Origin of the sequence: Leclercia sp. 1548, assembly GCF_050435045.1 — a bacterium.
Lineage (GTDB): Bacteria > Pseudomonadota > Gammaproteobacteria > Enterobacterales > Enterobacteriaceae > Enterobacter > Enterobacter adecarboxylatus.
In genome coordinates this window covers 49,912-69,668 of sequence record NZ_JBNDJP010000002.1, presented here as the reverse complement: position 1 = coordinate 69,668, position 19,757 = coordinate 49,912, and the positions used below count along the sequence as shown (strand labels likewise).

15 protein-coding genes are annotated in these 19,757 nt (G+C 58.7%); 4 read left to right on the top strand and 11 right to left on the bottom strand.

Annotation, left to right across the window (positions count from 1 at the left end; translation table 11 throughout):
- Positions 1-31 precede the first annotated feature (31 nt).
- The gene (gene pbpC, locus ABIE02_RS05645; RefSeq protein WP_267965619.1) at positions 32-2,371 is read right to left on the bottom strand and encodes a peptidoglycan glycosyltransferase PbpC; all 2,340 of its coding nucleotides are present in this window, start codon (positions 2,369-2,371) and stop codon (positions 32-34) included.
- On the bottom strand, positions 2,358-7,319 hold the full coding sequence (locus ABIE02_RS05640; protein WP_336994433.1) for an alpha-2-macroglobulin family protein: 4,962 nt from the start codon (positions 7,317-7,319) through the stop codon (positions 2,358-2,360). Before ABIE02_RS05640 ends, pbpC begins: the two co-directional genes overlap by 14 nt.
- Positions 7,320-7,604: 285 nt before the next feature.
- Between ABIE02_RS05640 and ABIE02_RS05635 the strand changes: the two genes are divergently transcribed.
- The 4 genes from ABIE02_RS05635 to ABIE02_RS05620 all read left to right on the top strand — a co-directional run bounded on the left by ABIE02_RS05635 (position 7,605) and on the right by ABIE02_RS05620 (position 12,233).
- The gene (locus tag ABIE02_RS05635) at positions 7,605-9,149 is read left to right on the top strand and encodes a PTS transporter subunit EIIC (protein WP_429211240.1); all 1,545 of its coding nucleotides are present in this window, start codon (positions 7,605-7,607) and stop codon (positions 9,147-9,149) included.
- An 11-nt stretch (positions 9,150-9,160) separates the two neighbouring features.
- Complete coding sequence (locus ABIE02_RS05630; protein ID WP_032613113.1) at positions 9,161-10,528, top strand: 6-phospho-alpha-glucosidase; 1,368 nt, start codon at positions 9,161-9,163, stop codon at positions 10,526-10,528.
- A gap of 89 nt (positions 10,529-10,617) precedes the next feature.
- Entirely contained in the window at positions 10,618-11,463 is an 846-nt protein-coding gene (gene sseA / locus ABIE02_RS05625; protein WP_059309079.1) for a 3-mercaptopyruvate sulfurtransferase, read from the top strand.
- Complete coding sequence (locus ABIE02_RS05620; protein ID WP_336994432.1) at positions 11,463-12,233, top strand: MurR/RpiR family transcriptional regulator; 771 nt, start codon at positions 11,463-11,465, stop codon at positions 12,231-12,233. The genes sseA and ABIE02_RS05620 overlap by 1 nt, the downstream gene beginning before the upstream one ends.
- A 19-nt stretch (positions 12,234-12,252) precedes the next feature.
- Here the strand turns inward: ABIE02_RS05620 and sseB are convergent, their stop codons facing one another.
- The 9 genes from sseB to ABIE02_RS05575 form a co-directional block, all read right to left on the bottom strand.
- Positions 12,253-13,029: an enhanced serine sensitivity protein SseB gene (gene sseB, locus ABIE02_RS05615; protein ID WP_032613116.1), complete on the bottom strand. Its 777-nt coding sequence runs from the start codon at positions 13,027-13,029 to the stop codon at positions 12,253-12,255.
- Positions 13,030-13,140: 111 nt separating this feature from the next.
- The gene (gene pepB / locus ABIE02_RS05610; protein ID WP_059307398.1) at positions 13,141-14,427 is read right to left on the bottom strand and encodes an aminopeptidase PepB; all 1,287 of its coding nucleotides are present in this window, start codon (positions 14,425-14,427) and stop codon (positions 13,141-13,143) included.
- A 247-nt stretch (positions 14,428-14,674) separates the two neighbouring features.
- Positions 14,675-14,875: a Fe-S cluster assembly protein IscX gene (gene iscX, locus ABIE02_RS05605; protein ID WP_032613119.1), complete on the bottom strand. Its 201-nt coding sequence runs from the start codon at positions 14,873-14,875 to the stop codon at positions 14,675-14,677.
- Position 14,876: 1 nt separating this feature from the next.
- Complete coding sequence (gene fdx / locus ABIE02_RS05600; protein WP_032613120.1) at positions 14,877-15,212, bottom strand: ISC system 2Fe-2S type ferredoxin; 336 nt, start codon at positions 15,210-15,212, stop codon at positions 14,877-14,879.
- 1 nt (position 15,213) lies between these two features.
- Entirely contained in the window at positions 15,214-17,064 is a 1,851-nt protein-coding gene (gene hscA / locus ABIE02_RS05595; protein WP_336994431.1) for a Fe-S protein assembly chaperone HscA, read from the bottom strand.
- Between the two features lie 14 nt (positions 17,065-17,078).
- Entirely contained in the window at positions 17,079-17,594 is a 516-nt protein-coding gene (hscB, locus tag ABIE02_RS05590) for a co-chaperone HscB (protein WP_032613123.1), read from the bottom strand.
- A gap of 77 nt (positions 17,595-17,671) precedes the next feature.
- Positions 17,672-17,995 carry an iron-sulfur cluster assembly protein IscA gene (iscA, locus tag ABIE02_RS05585; RefSeq protein ID WP_032613125.1) on the bottom strand — a complete coding sequence of 108 codons (324 nt, stop codon included), beginning with the start codon at positions 17,993-17,995 and terminating at the stop codon, positions 17,672-17,674.
- A gap of 15 nt (positions 17,996-18,010) precedes the next feature.
- On the bottom strand, positions 18,011-18,397 hold the full coding sequence (gene iscU, locus ABIE02_RS05580) for a Fe-S cluster assembly scaffold IscU (RefSeq protein ID WP_032613127.1): 387 nt from the start codon (positions 18,395-18,397) through the stop codon (positions 18,011-18,013).
- Positions 18,398-18,420: 23 nt separating this feature from the next.
- On the bottom strand, positions 18,421-19,635 hold the full coding sequence (locus ABIE02_RS05575; RefSeq protein WP_032613128.1) for an IscS subfamily cysteine desulfurase: 1,215 nt from the start codon (positions 19,633-19,635) through the stop codon (positions 18,421-18,423).
- Positions 19,636-19,757: the final 122 nt, after the last annotated feature.

The window sequence follows — 19,757 nt, the reverse complement described above, 5'->3', positions numbered from 1 at the left end:
AACAACAGATCGTGGCTAAACCCTGTTTTATTTACTGCAATGTAAAATCGACGGTGGCTACCTGCCCTGCCTCATCCATCACCAGCAGCTGGTAATCCCCTGCACTTTCAAGATGCAAGGTATACGCCCGGCCCTTCACATTCAGCAGTTCACCATTAAGAAACCACCAGCGCGCACCCTCGCTTCCACTGGCCAGCAGGGGCAACGACACGCGCGCCTCACCGGGCACGCGCTTAATCACCGCCCCCTGGCGTATGCCTGAGAGGATGAGCGGCGTCGGGAAGGCCTGGCCGAGCGGTGGGCAGGCGGTTGATGCCGCCGGAATGCGCGCAGCCCGCCGTTCCGCCTGCGGCAGCCACGGCTCCAGCGGCAGCGGCCAGACGTCCAGCGTGTGTTGTCGCGCCTGCGGGCAGTCTGCCGCCACGCGTTGACCGCTGTTATCCAGCCAGACAGGAAAACGAATGCCGCGGATGCCCTCCTGCTCCGGCAGCAACAGCGTCGGAGGCTGACTCCCCTCCAGCAGCCAGGTGGAGAGGCGGCGCCGACAGTTGCTGTCCCCTTCAGGCAGAGACTGCCCCCCCGGCCAGCAAATGACGCCGCGGCTCACCGAGGCCGGGCGCGGATCCCGTGGCAGGCGCGCCTCATCCAGCGCCGAGCGCGATTGAAGCAGGTTATTAACCTGATTTAGCACCGGCACCGCGCTGGCAAAACCAAATTGCCCGGCCACCGGTGTGCCGTCCGGTCTGCCGGTCCAGATCCCGATCACGTAGCGTGCATTCAGCCCTATCGCCCAGGCATCGCGATAGCCATAGCTGGTACCGGTTTTCACTGCCAGGGGCACCACCTGAGCCAGGGCGCTGTCCGGCAGCGGCTGCGCCTCGTTGGCCAGAATGCGGCGGATGATCCATGCCGCGCCAGGCGAGAGCAGAGGCCGCTCCAACAGCGGATCGTCCGGTTGCAGGCGCAGTTTCCCTGCCCGCCCCTTACGGGCAAAGGCGCTGTATGCCGCAGCGATATCTTCCAGACGCGCCCCGGCACCGCCCAGGATCAGGGACAGGTTCGGCTGAGCGCCCGCCGGAAGCAGCAGCGGTAATCCGGCGTTGCGCAGCATCCCGGCAAACTTCTTCGGCCCGTAGGCTTCCAGTACCTGTACGGCGGGCAGGTTCAGGGATCGCACCAGCGCCTCGCTCATGCTGATCGGGCCGTGAAAACCGCTGTCAAAATTGCCGGGGCGATAATCGCCAGTGCGGCGCGGAACATCCTGCAGCAGCGAGGCCGGGTGGATCAGCCCGTCGTCCATCGCCAGACCATAGACAAAGGGCTTGAGCACCGATCCCGGGGATCGGATCGCCGAGATCATATCGACATGGCTGAAACGGCTGTCGTCGTTGATGTCAACCGATCCCACCCAGCCGCGCACTTTCATATCGCTGTGATCGACCACGATCATTGCCAGCGAACTGCGGGGCGGCAAGCGGGATTTCCAGTTCAGCGCCAGCTCCTCCAGTTGGCGCTGGAGTGTGGCGTCGAGGGTTGTCACCACTTTGGTGTCACGGCTTTTACCGAGCATCATGCGCGAGAACAGCGGCGCCAGCTGTGGCATCTGCCGGGGAGCCAGCCATACCGGCTCTTCCTGCGACTCTGTTACCTGCTGCGCGGGCCAGACGCCCTGCGAGGCCATACGTTTGAGAACTTTGTTACGTGCTGCCTCGGCACGCTGCGGCCAGCGGTCCGGGCGCAAGCGGCTCGGGGCCTGCGGCAGAACCGCAAGCAGCGCGGCTTCGGAGTAGCTCAGCTGTGCAGGCGCTTTTCCCAGATAGGCCCAACTGGCGGCCCCCACGCCCTGTAGCGTGCCGCCAAAAGGCGCACGATTCAGATAGAGGGTCAGGATTTCACGTTTGGAGAGGTGCCACTCCAGCTGGAGCGCACGCCAGAGCTGACGCACCTTGCCGCCCACCGTGCGGGAATGGGGATCCAGCAGACGCGCCACCTGCATGGTCAACGTACTTCCGCCCGATATGACCTTTCCGGCGGTAAGATCCTGCCAGGCGGCACGCAGCACCGAGAACGGGTTTACGCCCGGATGGTCCCAGAACCAGCGATCTTCATACTGGATTAGGGCCTCAAGATAGCGCGGCGAGACCTCTTCGATAGTGACCGGATAGCGCCAGATACCGTCGCGATCGGCAAACCGCCACAGCGGAGTGCCGTTTTCATCCACCACCACCCGGGCAGGGTTGACCTCGTGCAGCGGCAGCGGCCACAGGCGATCGGCTGCGATGACGCCAGCCCACAGCAAAAGTAACGCCCCCACCAGCCACAGCCAGCGGGAGCGTAGCCATTTCCGATACCGCACGTTACGGAACGACAATCAGCGGGCCGCTGGCCGCACCTGTTGCCCGCCACTGCGGCACGTACATTGACTCCACCAGCGGTACAGGCACCGTATAGGTCCCCGGCGTGACGGCGCGTGCCAGATAGACCAGCGTCACTGGCTGGTATTCATTCACCGGCACGGCGGCCACAAAGCGATCGTCCCGGAACTCCATATGCTGAATATCGGCCTGTTGCATTTGGTTGAGCAGGTTTTGCACTTCACTCCCGCTCTCCTGCAGGCTGGCACTGCTGCTGGCGAGGTTCTGGTTTTCCAGCTCCAGGCCAGCGGGCAGTAAATCGACCACCAGCGCATCCGGCACATTCTGCGTGGCGGTAACTTCCAGCCAGACCAGCACCAGCTCACCGCTTTTCAAAGAAGAGAGCGATTTACTGCTGCCGTCGGTGGCCAGGAACTGACGTTCAATTTTCAGCACATTAGCTGTAGGTTGCGGTGCCGATTGCGGATAGCCGCTGCTGTCCAGACGCACCCACAGCGGCGCAGTGCCGGTATTAGTGACCTGCAGGGCAGCAAGTTGATCGGCATTCAGGTTTTGCACCTGGGGCTTATTACCGCGCATCCCCTCCCCGCCAGGGGTGGTGGTCGCCTGCCAGTCACCCGCCAGCGTCTGCAGGGAACGGCCCGCCAGGAACAGGGCGTTGCTCTCCTGAGTCGAGAGCCAGCTCTGGCTGAACGCCTGCTGAGAGAGCGCGTTCAACAGCGTGTTCTGCGCATCTGGCAGCAAATTGTACTCTTCCAGCAGACTGAGCATCATTGCGTTATCACGCAGCGGACTACCGTAATCGGCCATCCAGGCCTGCGTCTCGCTGCGCGGCGTTTTGATTGCCAGATCCAAGGCCTGCTGGCTGCGCGGCGTATCCCCCATCAGCTTCAGCGCCAGTCCCAACTGCATTATCGGCAGGCCCGATTTTGCTTGCGCTCGACGCTCCCAAATTTCGCGCAATGCCCCGAGAGGCGCTTTCTGCTGGCGTGCCAGCACCAGCGCGGCATAGGCCTGGATGGCGAATTTGCTGGCCTGAGTATCCTCGCTGTAGCGAACCGCCATCATGCCCGGATCCTGCAGGTAGCGCAGCAGACGGCTGTTGGCATTGTTGATGGCGTCAACCGGTACGCTGTAACCCTGCTCGCCCGCACGTACCAGGAAATCGGTGACGTAGGCGGTGAGCCAGTACTCTTCTGGACCGTTTTTATCCCAGAGGGCAAAACCGCCGTCGTTACGCTGCATCTGCAGCAGACGAGAGATGCCGATCTCAATGGCCGCGCGGCGCTTCTCGTCGCTGTCGCCCTTAATACCCAGCGCGCTCAGTTGGGCGGCATTGGTATAGAGCGACGGGAACAGGCCGCTGGCAGTCTGCTCCAGACAGCCATACGGATAGGCCTGCAGCTCACGAATATAGCGGGCCAGATTGAGCGGCGGCTTGCCGCTGAGCAAAAGCTGCCCCTGTAATGTCACCGGTGAGAAATCAGCGAGGTGCTGTTCCGGTGCGTGCCAGCTTTCACCCGGCTTGAGCATCGTACCACTGTTGACCGTCTGTGCCGGGAACGCCGGACGCACGCCAATTTTCCAGCTTTTCTGTTGCGGAGCAAAGGTTTCACCCGGCAGCGTCAGTCCGCTCACCTGGGCGGCGATTTCGCCGTCGCCAAAGCCATCCAGCGCTCGCACCGGAATAAACAGTGTTGAACGTTCACCCGCCGCCAGCTGCACCGGCTGCGGCTGGGGCGCTTTCAGTGCCAGGTTGCCGCCTGCGGTCAACGCCACGTTAAGGGTCTGCGGTTTATCAGTGAGGTTGGTCAGATCCAGCGTCAGCCTGGCGTTATCGCCGCTGGCGAGAAAGCGCGGGGTATTCAGCTCGGTAATCACAGGGGCGGCAACCACAACTTTGCTTTCACTGCTGCCAAAGTCATCATCCGTCCAGGCCTGAGCCATCAGACGCAGTTCGCCGTTAAAGTCGCCAATCGGTAACGAAACGGTACCCTCGCCGTTGGCATCCAGTTCTACCGGCTGCGCCTGTTGGGCGATGATGGTGACATGATTTACCGGCGGTTTGCCGCCACGCTTAAGTTCATCGCCATCGCCACCAAAGCGCAGTGACGCCAGGCGTCCCTGGCCTTCAATGACCTGGCCATAGATATCGTAAATGTCTGCGCCATAGCGCTTCTGACCAAAGAACGCCTGCCAGGGATCGGGAGTGACATAATCGGTTATGTTCAGTACGCCACTGTCCACCGCCGAAACCAACACATTGATTTTTTGTGGGGTCGCCCCCTCTTTGACGCTGGCCTTCACCTTGACCGCCAGCGTCTGGTTCGGGCGCATTTTTTGTGGATTTTCCAGCGTAATGCCCAGGCGGCGGCTCTCATCGCCCATAGGCAGATGCAACAGGCCCACCGCCCGTTTTGGCGTAGCTGATTTCGATTTATCGCCAGGGCGCACCACCAGCGTGGAGAGATAGAGATCGTGACGTATCCAGGCTTTATCCACCGGGATGGTCATATCCAGCCCCTCGGCCGGCACATCAATCTCCTTCCACCACAACGGCCCTTCGCTGGATTCGATCATTGCATAGCCTTTCCCTGCCGCCGGGGCAGCGATATGCAGTTTAATCGTATCGCCAGGGCGATAGGTCGGTTTGTCCAGCTTCATCGTCACCCGGTCCGGGCGGGCCGCCCCGGTGCCGTCACTGTTGTCCTGCCAGCTGTAACCTGCCCAGAAGCGCACACTGCTGACCGCTTCATCCGGGGCTTTCACCTCCAGACGATAGGAACCCCACTCTACCGGGAAGCTCACTTTTCCGGTCTCGTCGGCGGCCAGATCCAGCACCTGCTCGCCCTCGTTCAGGTCTTTTTGATCAAACTGAGACTGCCAGCCGTCACTCTCGGACCAGTTCCATGAGTAGTCGCGCCGCTCGCGGATCAGGCGCACCTGCAAGCCAGAGACCGCTTTTTTTGCGCCACTGGCATCGGCGTAAACGATATCAAACCCGGCCTGGCTGTTCTCCTCGACAATCGGCTGATTGACGGTGGTATCGGTGCGATAGTCATAGACCGCTTTGCTGGCGAACTGCGGACGGATGCCCGGCAGCGTACTTGCGGGCCAGACGGCCTGCTCAGCGCGCCGTGTGACCGGACGCCCGCCGGACTCCAGCAGGCTGGCCTGCAAAACAACCTGCAGCGGGGAGTGAGTCTCTTTCCACTGGCTGTCGCTGCTCACCTGTCCGCGTCCCTGGTCATCGAGGGTCAGGTGCACTTCATCAAGGCTGCGGCTCAGGTTCTCTTCGGCAATATCCCCGAACTGGAAGCCCGGCAGTGCGGCCACGGCTTCCCGTAAGGGACGCAGGAAGAGCTGTCCTTGCAGGCTGTTGCCGTTGGCGGGTGCACCGTAGAGGTAATAACCCGTGACATTGAACGCAACAGGATCCTGCGGGGATACCGGCACTTTTTGCCCGGCAATATTGAGCGCCATGCGCTCTGGCATAAAGTCTTCGACGTGGAAATCCCACATCTGATGTTGGCTGTCACCCGTACTGGCGCGAACATGCCACATCCCGGTTTGCGCGCCGCTCTCAAGCGGGTAGTCAAAGCGGTAAAGACCGTTTGCGGGCTGGCTGACCACCGTGCGTGCCACTTGCCCGTCCGGGCGTAGCACTTCCAGCTTCACCGGCTGGTCAGGGAGCGGTTTGCCGTCGCTGTCGCGCAGCAGACCGTTGAGGATCACCTTTTCACCCGGGCGATAGAGATCTCGCGGGCCAAACATAAAGAACTGCTTACTAAAGCCGGGCGCGCCGGAGATAGCAAACTCCGCCAGATCCAGCGCCGGAAGGGTGAGATCCAACAGGGTGGTCTGCCCCTCTTTGCGGGCGAGGAGCAGCGCGGCCTCTTTGTCCGTTTGCAGCATCGCATGACCATCAGCGTTGCTGGTGGCCTGCGCCAGGGTCTGCCCTTTATTGTTGAGCAGCAGTACCTCAACAGCCGACTGTGTCGCGCCGTTCTCCAGGCTCTGGGTAAAGATATCCAGACGGTTATGGTAGCGGTGGGCGGAAAGCCCAATATCGCTGAGGGTAAAGAGGGTCGCGGCGTTACTGTAGTTGTAATGCCCGGCCTGATTCATCACTGCGATATAGACCCCCGCCTGCTGTAACGGCTTGATATCCGCCAGCGGCAGCAGGAGTTTTTCACGGGTATTGCGGGCCGGGTTAAGGTCAAAACGGCCGGTGTAGACCAGCTCCGCCATTTTCAGCAGGTTGTCGGATTCCCAGTTGGTGAGGGAGTTGCGGTATTCCCACTGGCTGACAAAGGCGGCCAGTGACTCAGGTTTGACGCGATAGAAATTCACATCAACGTTGTTGACGTTCAGCGCCATCACCGGCAGCCCTTCCACCACCTTACCCGGCAGCAGCGAGCCGCGGCTGGCGAACCCGACGCTCGGTTCGATATCACGGGTGGTGATCGCTTTTTCGACCTCGCTGCCAAAGGTGTTTTTGTTCAGCGTCAGCAGGTCTCGCTCGACGGTGACCAGTAGCTCGCGGTTCGGTTCCAGATGACGCAGGCGTAGCTCTTTCAGGTTTGGCGCCAGCTCCCATGCCCCGTCAACCTTGCCGCTTTTTTTGTCCACCACATGCACCGTGCGGCTGAAATCCTGGCTGGGATCCAGCGGCACAGAGAAGGTGAGCACCAGCGCGGCGGCACCGTCCAGCTGGATTTCTGACGCATCCAGAAGGGTCAACGCTTTGCCCGCGCTTTGCGCCGCCAGCTTCTCCAGCGTGGCGTTGTCAGGCTTTGCAGGTGCAGCATCAGCGGTAGAGGTGGAAGCGGTCGCAGTGGCAGGTGCGACAGAACGGGTCTTATCGTCCTTTTCATCGCAACCGACAAGCGTGATGGTGGTAAGCAGCGCTACTGAAAGCGCGGCAAGGCGAAACGGTTTCATCCTTTATCCCTGGCCTTGCGGGCCTGTTGGTCGTCGTCGGGTTAAGTATTATGCGCAAGTTTCATTAATACAAAAGACCCGTTTTCGGATTTGGATAACGCCTCGCAAAATTTTGGTGCCAGATGATATCCCGCTGCTACGGCGATCACAGCCTGTAAGGTTACATGTAACCTTTAACGTCATTTGTTTTTAAAACAACGAGATAGCTGGCTAACTCCGCGTTTACCCTGCTAATTTTAACGCTATGACGCACCCTGAGTGCGCGGTTCAATAAGAGAGAAAGACATGAAACGAGCCGTGAACGCCCTACAAAATTTCGGTAAATCGCTGTACGGACCGGTACTCATCCTGCCTATTGTCGGTCTGTTCATCGCCTTTGGTAACGTACTGGGTAACGGTGCTCTTGCCGGGTATCTGCCGTTCCTGGGCCATCCGCTGATCCAGAGTATCGGCCAGCTGATATCAAAATCTGCCGTCTCGGTGCTGGTGAACCTGGCGCTGGTGTTTGCCGTGGGGATCCCCATTGGTCTGGCGTCGCGAGACAAAGGTTACGCGGCACTGATTGGCCTGGTGACCTTTGTGGTGTTTATTAATGCCATGAACGTGACCCTGAATTTACAGGGCGCGCTGGCTCCTGCGGATCAGATGAAAGCGGCCGGACAAAGCATGGTGCTGGGCGTACAGGTGCTGGAGATGGGCGTGTTTGCCGGGATCCTCACCGGGGCGCTGTCGGGCTACCTCTATAACAAATATTCCGGGGTGCAGTTTAACGGCGCGATGGCCATCTACTCGGGGCACTGCTTCGTCGCCATTATTATGCTGCCGGTCTCTATGCTACTGGGCGTGGTGATGAGCGAGCTGTGGCCGTTTGCCCAGAACGGGATCAGCGCCATGGCCTTAGCCATTAAAGGTTCCGGAGCGTTTGGCGTGGCGATTTACGGCTTCCTTGAGCGCATCCTGGTGCCGACCGGCCTGCACCATCTGGTCTATACCCCGTTCCTTTACACCGAACTGGGCGGTACCCAGGAGGTCTGCGGCGCAACCTATCAGGGCGCACGTAATATCTACTTTGCCGAGATGGCCTGCCCGGAGGTGAAGCAGCTCAGCAGAACCGTGGTGTGGGATGCCCGCGGTATCAGCAAAATGTTTGGCCTGCCTGCCGCCGCGCTGGCGATGTACATGACGGCGAAACCGGAGCGTAAAGCCGCGGCGAAAGCGATTCTGATCCCGGCGGCGCTCACCTCTCTGCTGGTCGGCGTGACCGAGCCAATTGAATTCTCTTTCCTGTTCGTCGCCCCGCTGCTGTTTGTGGTGCACGCGGTGCTGACCGGGATCGGCATGATGCTCTTTTATCTGCTGGGCGTTCACGCCATCGGGGCCAACGGCATTATCGATTTCATTCTTTATAACCTGCCGCTGGGCACTGAAAAATCCAACTGGCCGATGTACATCCTGGTCGGGCTGATCATGTTCGTTCTCTACTTCGTGGTCTTCCGCTTCCTGATCCTGCATTTCCGCATGAAGACCCCAGGGCGCGAAGAAGAGGATCAGGAGACCCGTCTGTACAGCAAGCAGGAGTACCAGGCGAAAGGCAGTAATGATGGACTGGGCGAGGCGATTATCGTTGGCCTCGGCGGTCGCGAAAATATTGAAGTGGTGGACAACTGCTACACCCGCCTGCGCGTCACGGTGAAAGATGTCGCCATCATAGACGAGCCGCGGCTCAAGGCGACGGGCGCGAAAGGCATTATCAAGCAAGGTAATAACGTTCAGGTGGTCTACGGGCTGCATGTCAAAAAAATGCGAGAAGCGGTCGAGACGGTTCTCTGAAGGAGATAAACATGATTACACCCCCATTTATTCTCTCTATCGCCGGTGGTGGCAGCACCTATACGCCAGGGATTGTGAAAAGCCTGATGGTGCAGCTGGACAAATTCCCGCTGGCGGAAATTCGCCTCTACGACATTGATGACGCGCGGCAAAACACCATCGCGCCTGTGGTGGAGAAGGTGATTCGCGATCACAGTCAGAGCATTAAATTTATCGTCACCAGCGACCCGGAAGTGGCCTTTAGCGGTGCCCATTTCGTCTTCGCCCAGATGCGTGTCGGTCAGTACAAAATGCGCGAGCAGGATGAGAAGATCCCCCTGCGTCACGGCGTTGTCGGCCAGGAGACCTGCGGCCCGGGCGGGCTGGCGTACGGTTTGCGCACCATCCTGCCAATGGTTGAGCTGATCGACATGGTTGATCGTTATGCCCACGAAAAAGCGTGGATCGTTAACTACTCTAACCCGGCGGCCATCGTCGCCGAGGGTGTGCGCCGCCTGCGGCCAGAAGCCCGGGTGCTGAATATTTGCGATATGCCGGTCGCAGCCATGCGTAACATAGGGGCCATTCTGGGTGTGGATCGCCACAAGCTGGAGGTGGATTACTTTGGCCTTAACCACTTCGGCTGGTTTACCCGGATACTGGTGGATGGCGAGGATAAATTGCCGGAGGTGCGCCGCCATGTCGCCAAATTTGGCCTGCTGACCGAAGATGCAGCCAAAACCGACCCGCAGCACTCGGATCCGTCGTGGGTGAAAACCTGGCGCAACATTAAGCCGATCATGGATAACTTCCCCGAGTATCTGCCGAACCCGTATCTGCAGTACTACCTGATGCCGAATCAGATTGTGGAGCACCAGAACCCGGACTATACCCGCGCCAACGAAGTGATGAACGGTCGTGAGAAAAAACTGTTTGCCGCCGCCGAGGAGTATAAACAGACCGGGATCCTGCCGGATGCGTTCCATGTGGGCGTTCATGGCGAGTTTATTGTGGATGTGGCCCGCTCACTGGCGTTTAACCTGCGTCAGCGCCATCTGGTGATGGTGGAAAACCGGGGGGCGATCGTCAACCTGCCGTATGACGCGATGGTCGAGGTGCCAGCGTATATCACCAGCGAGGGACCAGAGCCGATCCGCATTGGCCGGGTGCCGCTGTTCCACCAGACCCTGCTGCAACAGCAGCTGGCCTCGGAGCAGTTACTGGTCGAAGCCACCATCGAAGGCAGTTACGAAAAAGCGTTGCAGGCGTTTACCCTCAACCGCACCGTGCCGACGATGGAGCATGCCAAAGCGATTCTGGATGAGATGATTGAAGCCAACCAGGCCTACTGGCCGGCGCTGCAAAAAGCGTGGCAGGATGGGGAAGCAGTGAAAAAATAAGGGCTTGCTCGCGAGTTGAACGTGGTCCGCTTGTCGGGGTCAGAAAAAACACCGACAATCCATCAATGGATTCATTAATGGAGGCAACCATGTCCACCTCGTATTTTGTCGCAGCCGACTGGCTGATTGAGCACAGTGATGACCCTGAAGTTCAGATCCTCGACGCGCGTATGGCGCCGCCGGGTCAGGAGCATCGTGACGTTCCCGCGGAATACCGCGCCGGGCATCTGCCAGGGGCGGTATTTTTTGATATTGAAGCCCTCTCCGATCACACCTCTCCCCTGCCGCATATGATGCCGCGCCCGGAAGCCTTTGCCGTTGCCATGCGCGAGCTGGGCGTCAGCCATGATAAGCATCTGGTTATTTACGATGAAGGGAATCTCTTCTCTGCCCCCCGCGCCTGGTGGATGCTGAAAACCTTTGGCGTCGAAAAGGTATCGATCCTGGCGGGCGGTCTTGCCGGCTGGCAGCGGGCTGAGTTGCCGCTTCAGCAGGGCGACGTCTCCCTGCCAGACGGCGATTTTGAAGCCAGCTTCGACGCCGGGGCTATCAAGCGTGTTACCGACGTGCTGCTGGCAAGCCACGAGCAGACCGCACAGATTGTCGATGCTCGCCCTGCCCCGCGCTTCAACGCCGAGGCCGACGAACCGCGGCCAGGCCTCAAGCGCGGCCATATCCCCGGCGCGCTTAATGTGCCCTGGGGCGATTTGGTGTTTGAAGGTGAGCTGAAAACCACCGACGAGCTGCGTGAGATTTTCTCGCGTCAGGGTGTGGATCTGCATCAGCCGATCGTCGCCAGCTGTGGCTCCGGCGTCACCGCCTGTGTGGTCATTCTGGCGCTGGCGACCCTCGGCAAAACCGACGTCACGCTCTATGACGGTGCGTGGAGTGAATGGGGTGCGCGGGACGATCTGCCGGTTGAACCGTCACAGTAATGGATAACCGTCTCGCGACATTGTTAACGCGCGGGGAGTCTCTGACCCGCACAGAGTATCGCGTGCTGGCCCACCTCACCGAGCATCCGCTGCTGGTGGGCCACATCCGGGTGCGAGAGCTGGCGCAGGCCACGTTCGTCTCCACCGCCACCATCATGCGCCTGTGCCGCAAGCTGGGGTTCAGCGGTTTCAGCGAGTTCACCTGGCACTGCAAGCAGCTGTTGAGCGATACGCCGCACATTGCGGCTGAAGCCAGCCAGACGGCAGAATTACCGGTGCTGTTTAATCAGTTCATCGCCAACTACCAGCAGACCTTTCAGTGGGCGACGCCGGAAAAACGTCGCCGCTTTGCTGAACTGCTGCGGGAAAAAGAGAGCTTCTTTCTTTATGGCGCGGGCTTTTCCTATCTTTTTGCCGAGTACCTGACCAAAAAACTGCAGGTACTGGGCAAGACGGCGTTTATCTCTGGCCCGGGCGACAGCCGCAACATTTTCCTCAGTAATGCCTCGCGCTATCAGGTCTTCATCGCGGTCTCGCGCAGTGGGGAAACAGAGCAGGTGCTGGATAAGGCGCGTATCGCGCAGAACGTGGGAATGACGGTAGTGGCCTTTACCCGCGCCTCCGCGAACACCCTGGCGGGGATGGCGGATCTACATTTTGCCTTGTACGACGAAGCGGTGCATTTCGCCGCCGAAGCCGCAGGGGTGACGTCGTTTGAGTCGAACCTGGTGCTGCTGATGGATTTACTGCTGCTGGAAGCAACGGGGTGAGTGCTCACCCCGCAAGGATTCAGATAATACGGTTGTTTTTGAAATCGCGCAGGAAGCCACCCCAGCGGCGTTCGTAGAACGGCGTGATGTGTTCGGTGATAAAGTGGCTAATGCCCTTCTCCCCTTTGACTACCCGGCAGATATCGATCGGCTCGTCGCCCGGCAGGGTGTCAGTCGCGACGCTGCCCGCGGCCTGAATGATATCGTCGATCTCACCATCCGCCTCGATGCCAATCAGCAACACTGGCTGTTCGTCAGCCTGCTCTTTGATGGAGCAGAGAAACGCGCGTTTGACGGGTTTGATGGTTTGGAAAAGGGTGGTCAGGGAGTCGATCATCTGCGCCGGTGGCTCGGCCACTTCCGACAGCAGCAGCGACTCACCGCCTTCCAGCACCTCCTGGGTACTGAGCGGGTTGCCCTCCTCGCCAATCAGATGACTGATTTCGCGCGGGGTGAACTCTTTTCCGGTCGGCAGTTTGGCGTTCAGGAACAGGGTTTCGCCCAGCGTCATCTCAAACAGCGTGCGTACCGGCATCACCACGAACGCCTGCTCATCTTCCACTGCTTCCTGCAAGGCCGCCAGCGAGGAGAAGAACGGGATCACCGAAGTGCCGTCATCTTTTTCCCAGTGCAGCAGATCCAGCGCGCTGTCCTCAACAACCTGCTCACCTTCCGCGGCGGTGCCGGGCACCCAGACGGTGGACTCCAGCAGCGTGCGGAAAAAGGCCGGACGATGGGCTGGCTCGGTGGCCGCTTTCTCCAGCAGAGTTTCTAATTCGTTTTTGGTTTCTGACATAAAAGTTCCAGATGGTGCATTTGCCCCTCACCCAAACCCTCTTCCAGAGGCAAGAGGGAATATGGACACCCTCTCCCCTACAGGGAGAGGGCTGGGTTGAGGGGGAAAAAGTTACTCAGCCGTCAGCAGGTTCGCAATGGTACGTACGCCCAGACCGGTAGCGCCGGCAGACCACTGCTCGACCGCTGCTTTACGGTAGGTCGCGGAGCAGTCGATGTGCAGCCAGCCTTCGCGATAGTTTTCAACGAAGTGCGACAGGAAACCGGCGGCGGTGCTTGCGCCTGCCGGGTAAGCCGCGCTGGCGGTGTTATTCAGTTCGGCAAAGTTTGACGGCAACTGGTTGCGGTGGAACTCAGCCAGCGGCAGACGCCAGAACGGCTCGTTCTCGGCGGCAGCACTTGCCAGCAGGCGGTTCGCCAGCTTGTCGTCGAAGCTGAACAGCGCGTGATAATCGTTGCCCAGCGCGGTTTTCGCGGCCCCGGTCAGGGTCGCCATATCGATGATCAGCTCTGGTTTCTGCGCACAGGCGTCAATCAGGCCATCGGCCAACACCAGACGGCCTTCGGCGTCGGTGTTCATCACTTCGACGTTTTTGCCGTTGCGGTAGCGGATGATGTCGCCCAGCTTAAAGGCGTTACCGCTCACCATGTTGTCGGCGCAGCACAGATACAGCTTCACGCGCTTGTTCAGACCACGGGTGATGGCAAAGGCCAGTGCGCCGGTAATGGTGGCCGCGCCGCCCATATCGGACTTCATTGAGTCCATGAACGCGCTCTGCTTCAGGCTGTAACCGCCGGTATCGAAGGTGATGCCTTTCCCGACCAGGCAGGCGAAGACAGGGGCCGCTTTATCGCCGGTTGGGTTGTAATCCAGGGCCAGCAGAACCGGTGGGCGCTCAGAGCCGCGACCGACGGTGTGAATGCCCATGTAGTTCTGCTCGCGCAGATCTTCACCTTTGGTGATGCGGTAAGAGACGTTATCGCCTGCCACGTTGTTCAGCAGATCCACTGCACGCTGCGCCAGCTGCTCCGGGCCTAACTCTTCCGCCGGGGCGTTGATGGTGTCGCGCACCCAGTCAATAATGGTGAGACGGCTGGTCAGCTCTTTTTGCGCTGCCGCATCAAGGTTAGCCCACTCAATTTTGCGGGTACCTTTTGGGCCTTTGTAGCCCGACGAAAATGCCCAGCTGCGATCCACATCCCAGCCTTCGCCATCGAGGGTAACGTGCTTGATACCCAGACCGTCGATTTTACGGGCCGCGCGCTGAATCAGACCTAAATCGTCGCTGCCGTTAAGGTGCAGGGTAATGCCGTCATTATTGATGCTGTAAGTCGCTTTTTCACCCCAGCGCGCATCGGCTGGCTGAGTAGAGAGCGTAATCTTCATCGCTTCGGTCATTTTTATTTATCCTTATTAGCAAACGGGCCGCCTGAAGGCAGCCCATAGAGTCTCTTTCCACTAAATGATTCGCGTTGCGGGACAAAACGCTCTGGCGTTTTGAACAGCGCTTGCGCTGGCCCCGAATGGGCGAGGCGCAGGCCGAGTAACGCGGCAAGCGAGTGAATCCCCAGGAGCAGAGATAACTCTGTGACTGGGGTGAACAAGCGCAGCCAACGCATCGGCAACGTGAAGCATGACGTGGAAATTATTCTGCTTCATCTAACCAGACTAACAGAATCGCCTCCAGAATTTTTTCATTGGATGCGTTGGGATCGTCGTCAAACTCTTCCAGATCGCAAATCCACTGATGCATATCGGTGAAGCGTACGGTCTTCGGATCGAGATCCGGGTTGGCGTCATACAGCGCCTCGCCGATTTCACGGCTGTCTGTCCACTTCAGTCCCATATTAATGCTCGCGTGCGTGGTTGAGAGTATAACGCGGAAGTTCGACCACCAGATCTTCATCGGTGACGCGCGCCTGACAGCTCAGACGGCTTTCCGGCTCCAGACCCCATGCTTTATCGAGCATGTCGTCTTCATCTTCTGTGCTCTCCGCCAGGGAGTCAAACCCCTCGCGAACGATGCAGTGGCAAGTCGTGCAGGCACAGGATTTTTCACAGGCGTGTTCCACTTCGATGCCGTGACGCAGGGCAACGTTAAGGATAGTTTCGCCAGTCTCAGCTTCCAGAACGGCGCCATCGGGACAAAGGTCCGCATGTGGCAAAAAAACAATCTTTGGCATATTAAACCTCGTCCACGGAGTGGCCTTTCAGCGCGGTACGGACTGACTGATCCATACGGCGAGCGGCGAACTCCTGGGTTTGTTTATCAACGTTTTTAATGGCTTGTTCTATAGCGTCAGCGTCATTGCCTTCTGCGACCGCGCCCAGTTGCGCGACGGCATCGTCAATGGCCTGACGTTCAGCGGCGCTTAGCAGCGCGGCATCAGCAGTGAGTGCGCTATTCAGGCTTTCCAGCACGCGTGCGGCTTCGACTTTCTGTTCGGCCAGCATACGCGCCTTCACATCCTGCTCGGCGTAGCTCATTGAGTCCTGAATCATGGTGGCGATTTCGCCATCGGTCAGACCGTAGGACGGCTTCACCTGAATGGAGGATTCGACACCGGTCGATTTTTCCATCGCCGTGACGCTCAGCAGGCCGTCGGCATCCACCTGGAAGGTCACGCGGATATGCGCCCCACCCGCAGGAAGCGCCGGAATGCCGCGCAGCGCAAAACGCGCCAGTGAACGACAGTCCTGGACCAGCTCGCGCTCGCCCTGCAACACGTGGATCGACATCGCCGTCTGGCCGTCTTTAAAGGTGGTGAACTCCTGTGCGCGCGCCACCGGAATGGTGGTGTTACGCGGGATCACTTTCTCCACCAGACCACCCATGGTTTCTAAACCAAGGGACAGCGGGATCACGTCCAGCAGCAGCATTTCGCTGTCCGGCTTGTTGCCGACCAGGATATCAGCCTGGATTGCGGCGCCTACGGCAACCACTTTGTCCGGGTCGATGGAGGTAAGCGGCGTGCGGCCAAAGAATTCGCCCACACGCTCGCGCACCAGCGGCACGCGGGTCGAACCGCCGACCATAACCACGTCCAGCACCTCTTCTGCCTCGACGCCCGCATCTTTCAGCGCGCGACGGCAGGCCAGCAGAGTGCGTTTCACCAGCGGGGCAATCAGATCGCTGAACTGGTCGCGGGTAATTTCACCCTGCCAGCCAGCAACATTTACGGTAACCGTCTGCGCATCGCTCAGCGCAATTTTGGCGTCGATCGCCGCATCCAGCAGTTCACGCTGTACGCGCGCATCGCTGCGATCGGTAATCCCCGCCTGCTCGCGAATGTAGTCCGCCAGCAGGTGGTCGAAGTCATCCCCACCCAGCGCGGAATCCCCGCCGGTGGCCAGCACTTCAAACACGCCGCGGCTCAGGCGCAGGATAGAGATATCAAAGGTGCCGCCGCCGAGATCGTAAACCGCAATCACCCCTTCCTGACCGGAGTCGAGGCCGTAGGCAATGGCAGCAGCGGTCGGCTCATTGAGCAGGCGCAGCACGTGGAGGCCCGCCAGACGCGCCGCGTCTTTGGTGCCCTGACGCTGAGCGTCATCGAAATAGGCCGGAACGGTGATCACTACGCCATCCAGCTCACCTTCCAGCGTCGCGGTCGCGCGGGCGGCCAGCGCCTTGAGGATATCGGCGGAAACACGGATCGGATTTAACAGACCGGCGGTGGTGGCGATCATCGGCAGGCCGTTTTCACTGGCCTGCAGCTGATACGGCAGATGCGGGTAACGGCTCTGGATGTCAGCCAGCGAGCGGCCCATCATGCGTTTTACCGAACTGATGGTGTTGGCCGGATCTTGTGCCGCGTTGGCACGGGCGTCATAGCCCACGCTGTGGCCCTGGGGCTGATAGTGGACCACAGATGGCAGCAGGTGTTGGCCGTGCGCATCCGCCAGCGTCTTAGCCTGGCCGCTGCGTACGGTCGCTACCAGCGAGTTGGTGGTGCCTAAGTCGATGCCTACCGCCAGACGACGCTGGTGCGGCGCGGCACTTAAGCCCGGCTCACTAATTTGTAATAAGGCCATAATTGCTTCCGAAATTAAAAATCGAGCAGCTTTTCTTCGAGTTGTTCAGCACTGCTTCGCAGTTTATCGAGAAAACGCAGCTTGCGCACAGTGTCGGCCGCTACGTCCCACGTCTCGTTATTCAATTGGTCAACCATCTGCTGATGGCGGGTATCGAACATGCCTTTAACGCGCGTAATAAAGCGCTCAAGACGGGCTTCGTCTTTCGCCTGTTCGATCTCATCCAGCTCTTCGCGCAGTTCCAGCTGTTCCATCAGGAAGGCGGTGTCGCGAACGGTGTGTTGCTCACTGGCGAGATCAAAACCGTGGCGCGAGAGCAGATATTCTGCCCGGCTCAGCGGATTGCGCAGGGTTTGCCACGCCTGATTGATGGTCGCAGAGTGCTGCACCGCCGCCAGTTGTTCCGCCTGCGTGCCGCTGGCGAATTTATCCGGATGATACTGACGTTGCAGATCCTGGAAACGGGCCGCCAGCGCCTGAGTATCAATTTCATACCCGGCTGGTAACCCAAAGAGGGTGAAGTAATCCATAACAATCTCAGGGTTAGCTGATTAAAGCAAACCCCACACACAGCCTGGCTGCGGTGGGGTTAGCAGGTGATACGCAATTAAACGTGGAAGCTTTCGCCGCAGCCGCACTCGTCTTTAACGTTCGGGTTAGTGAATTTAAACCCTTCGTTCAGGCCTTCTTTTACAAAGTCCAGCTGAGTGCCATTCAGGAACTGCAGGCTTTTACCATCGACCACTACCTTCACGCCTTTGTCTTCGAATACGGTATCGTCCACCGCAGGTTCGTCAACAAATTCCAGTACATACGCCATACCGGAACAGCCGGAGGTGCGTACACCCAGTCGCAGGCCGAAGCCTTTGCCACGGTTTGCCAGGAAGGAGCTTACTCGCGCGGCAGCGCTGTCGCTAAGGGTAATCGACATAACAACCTCAACTAATTATTTTGCGTCACGTTTGCTTTTGTAATCCGCAATTGCGGCTTTAATCGCATCTTCCGCCAGGATAGAGCAGTGAATTTTCACCGGCGGCAGTTCGAGTTCGTCAGCAATATCGGTATTTTTAATTGCCTGCGCTTCGTCCAGAGATTTACCCTTCACCCACTCGGTGACCAGGGAGCTGGAGGCGATTGCGGAACCGCAACCGTAGGTCTTGAAGCGCGCGTCTTCAATGATACCTTCATTGTTGACTTTAATCTGCAACTTCATCACGTCGCCACAGGCCGGTGCACCCACCATGCCGCTGCCTACGCTGTCGTCGCTGTTGTCGAAAGAACCCACGTTACGTGGATTCTCGTAATGATCGATAACTTTTTCGCTGTATGCCATGTTGAATTCTCCTTACAAACCGATTAGTGATGTGACCATTCAATGCTGTTCAGATCCACGCCTTCTTTGAACATTTCCCACAGTGGAGAAAGGTCACGCAGACGGCCAATGGAGTTGCGAACCAGTTTGATGGTGTAGTCAATCTCTTCATCGGTAGTAAAACGACCTAAAGAGAAACGGATAGAGCTGTGTGCCAGTTCGTCGGTCATGCCCAGTGCGCGCAGCACGTAGGACGGCTCGAGGCTTGCGGAAGTACACGCAGAACCGGAAGAGACGGCCAGATCTTTCAGGGCCATGATCAGCGACTCGCCTTCAACATAGTTGAAGCTGACGTTCAGAATGTTCGGTGCGCCCTGCTCGAGATCGCCGTTCAGGTAGACCTCTTCCATATCTTTCACCCCTTCCCACAGACGGTTGCGCAGCGTACGCAGGCGCGCCATCTCGGTTTCCATCTCTTCTTTGGCGATACGGTAGGCTTCACCCATACCCACGATCTGGTGAACAGGCAGCGTACCGGAACGCATACCGCGCTCGTGACCGCCGCCGTGCATCTGGGATTCGATACGGATACGTGGCTTACGACGCACATACAGCGCGCCAATGCCTTTCGGGCCATAGATTTTGTGGCCGGAGAAGGACATCAGGTCTACTTTCAGCTGGCTCAGGTCGATAGGCAGTTTGCCCACGCTCTGGGTCGCATCAACGTGGTAGATGATACCGCGTGCACGGCACAGCTCGCCGATAGTGGCGATATCCTGCACCACGCCGATTTCGTTGTTAACGTGCATGATGGAGACCAGAATGGTGTCATCACGCATTGCCGCTTCAAGCTCTTTCAGGTCGATGATACCGTTGCGCTGAGGCGCCAGGTAAGTCACTTCAAACCCTTCACGCTCGAGCTGACGACAGGTGTCCAGCACGGCTTTGTGTTCGGTTTTGCTGGTGATGATGTGCTTGCCTTTTTTCTGATAGAAATTGGCTGCACCTTTGATCGCCAGGTTATCGGATTCGGTCGCACCGGAGGTGAAAACAATCTCACGCGGGTCAGCGCCAACCAGCTCGGCAATCTGATTACGGGCGATATCTACCGCCTCTTCAGCATGCCAGCCAAAACGGTGTGAACGGGAGGCCGGGTTACCAAAGTTTCCGTCCAGGGTCAGACACTGCATCATTTTCTCGGCAACACGCGGGTCCACCGGCGTGGTTGCGGAGTAATCGAGATAGATAGGTAATTTCATTGCTCTTTAAACTCCGTACATCGCTTCAATGCAAGGAATCAGGCAACCGGCTGGATGTACGACCGAGTACACGGGGCGCGATGCCCCGGCCTGATTCTGAAATCTTATTATTTTTGCCCTAC

Coding starts and splice junctions, on each gene's coding strand:
- ABIE02_RS05575 (WP_032613128.1), bottom strand. CDS start 19,635: ATGAAATTACCTATCTATCTCGATTACTCCGCAACCACGCCGGTGGAC.
- ABIE02_RS05620 (WP_336994432.1), top strand. CDS start 11,463: ATGGATAACCGTCTCGCGACATTGTTAACGCGCGGGGAGTCTCTGACC.
- iscU (WP_032613127.1), bottom strand. CDS start 18,397: ATGGCATACAGCGAAAAAGTTATCGATCATTACGAGAATCCACGTAAC.
- sseB (WP_032613116.1), bottom strand. CDS start 13,029: ATGTCAGAAACCAAAAACGAATTAGAAACTCTGCTGGAGAAAGCGGCC.
- hscB (WP_032613123.1), bottom strand. CDS start 17,594: ATGGATTACTTCACCCTCTTTGGGTTACCAGCCGGGTATGAAATTGAT.
- pepB (WP_059307398.1), bottom strand. CDS start 14,427: ATGACCGAAGCGATGAAGATTACGCTCTCTACTCAGCCAGCCGATGCG.
- iscA (WP_032613125.1), bottom strand. CDS start 17,995: ATGTCGATTACCCTTAGCGACAGCGCTGCCGCGCGAGTAAGCTCCTTC.
- ABIE02_RS05635 (WP_429211240.1), top strand. CDS start 7,605: ATGAAACGAGCCGTGAACGCCCTACAAAATTTCGGTAAATCGCTGTAC.
- iscX (WP_032613119.1), bottom strand. CDS start 14,875: ATGGGACTGAAGTGGACAGACAGCCGTGAAATCGGCGAGGCGCTGTAT.
- fdx (WP_032613120.1), bottom strand. CDS start 15,212: ATGCCAAAGATTGTTTTTTTGCCACATGCGGACCTTTGTCCCGATGGC.
- ABIE02_RS05640 (WP_336994433.1), bottom strand. CDS start 7,319: ATGAAACCGTTTCGCCTTGCCGCGCTTTCAGTAGCGCTGCTTACCACC.
- hscA (WP_336994431.1), bottom strand. CDS start 17,064: ATGGCCTTATTACAAATTAGTGAGCCGGGCTTAAGTGCCGCGCCGCAC.
- ABIE02_RS05630 (WP_032613113.1), top strand. CDS start 9,161: ATGATTACACCCCCATTTATTCTCTCTATCGCCGGTGGTGGCAGCACC.
- sseA (WP_059309079.1), top strand. CDS start 10,618: ATGTCCACCTCGTATTTTGTCGCAGCCGACTGGCTGATTGAGCACAGT.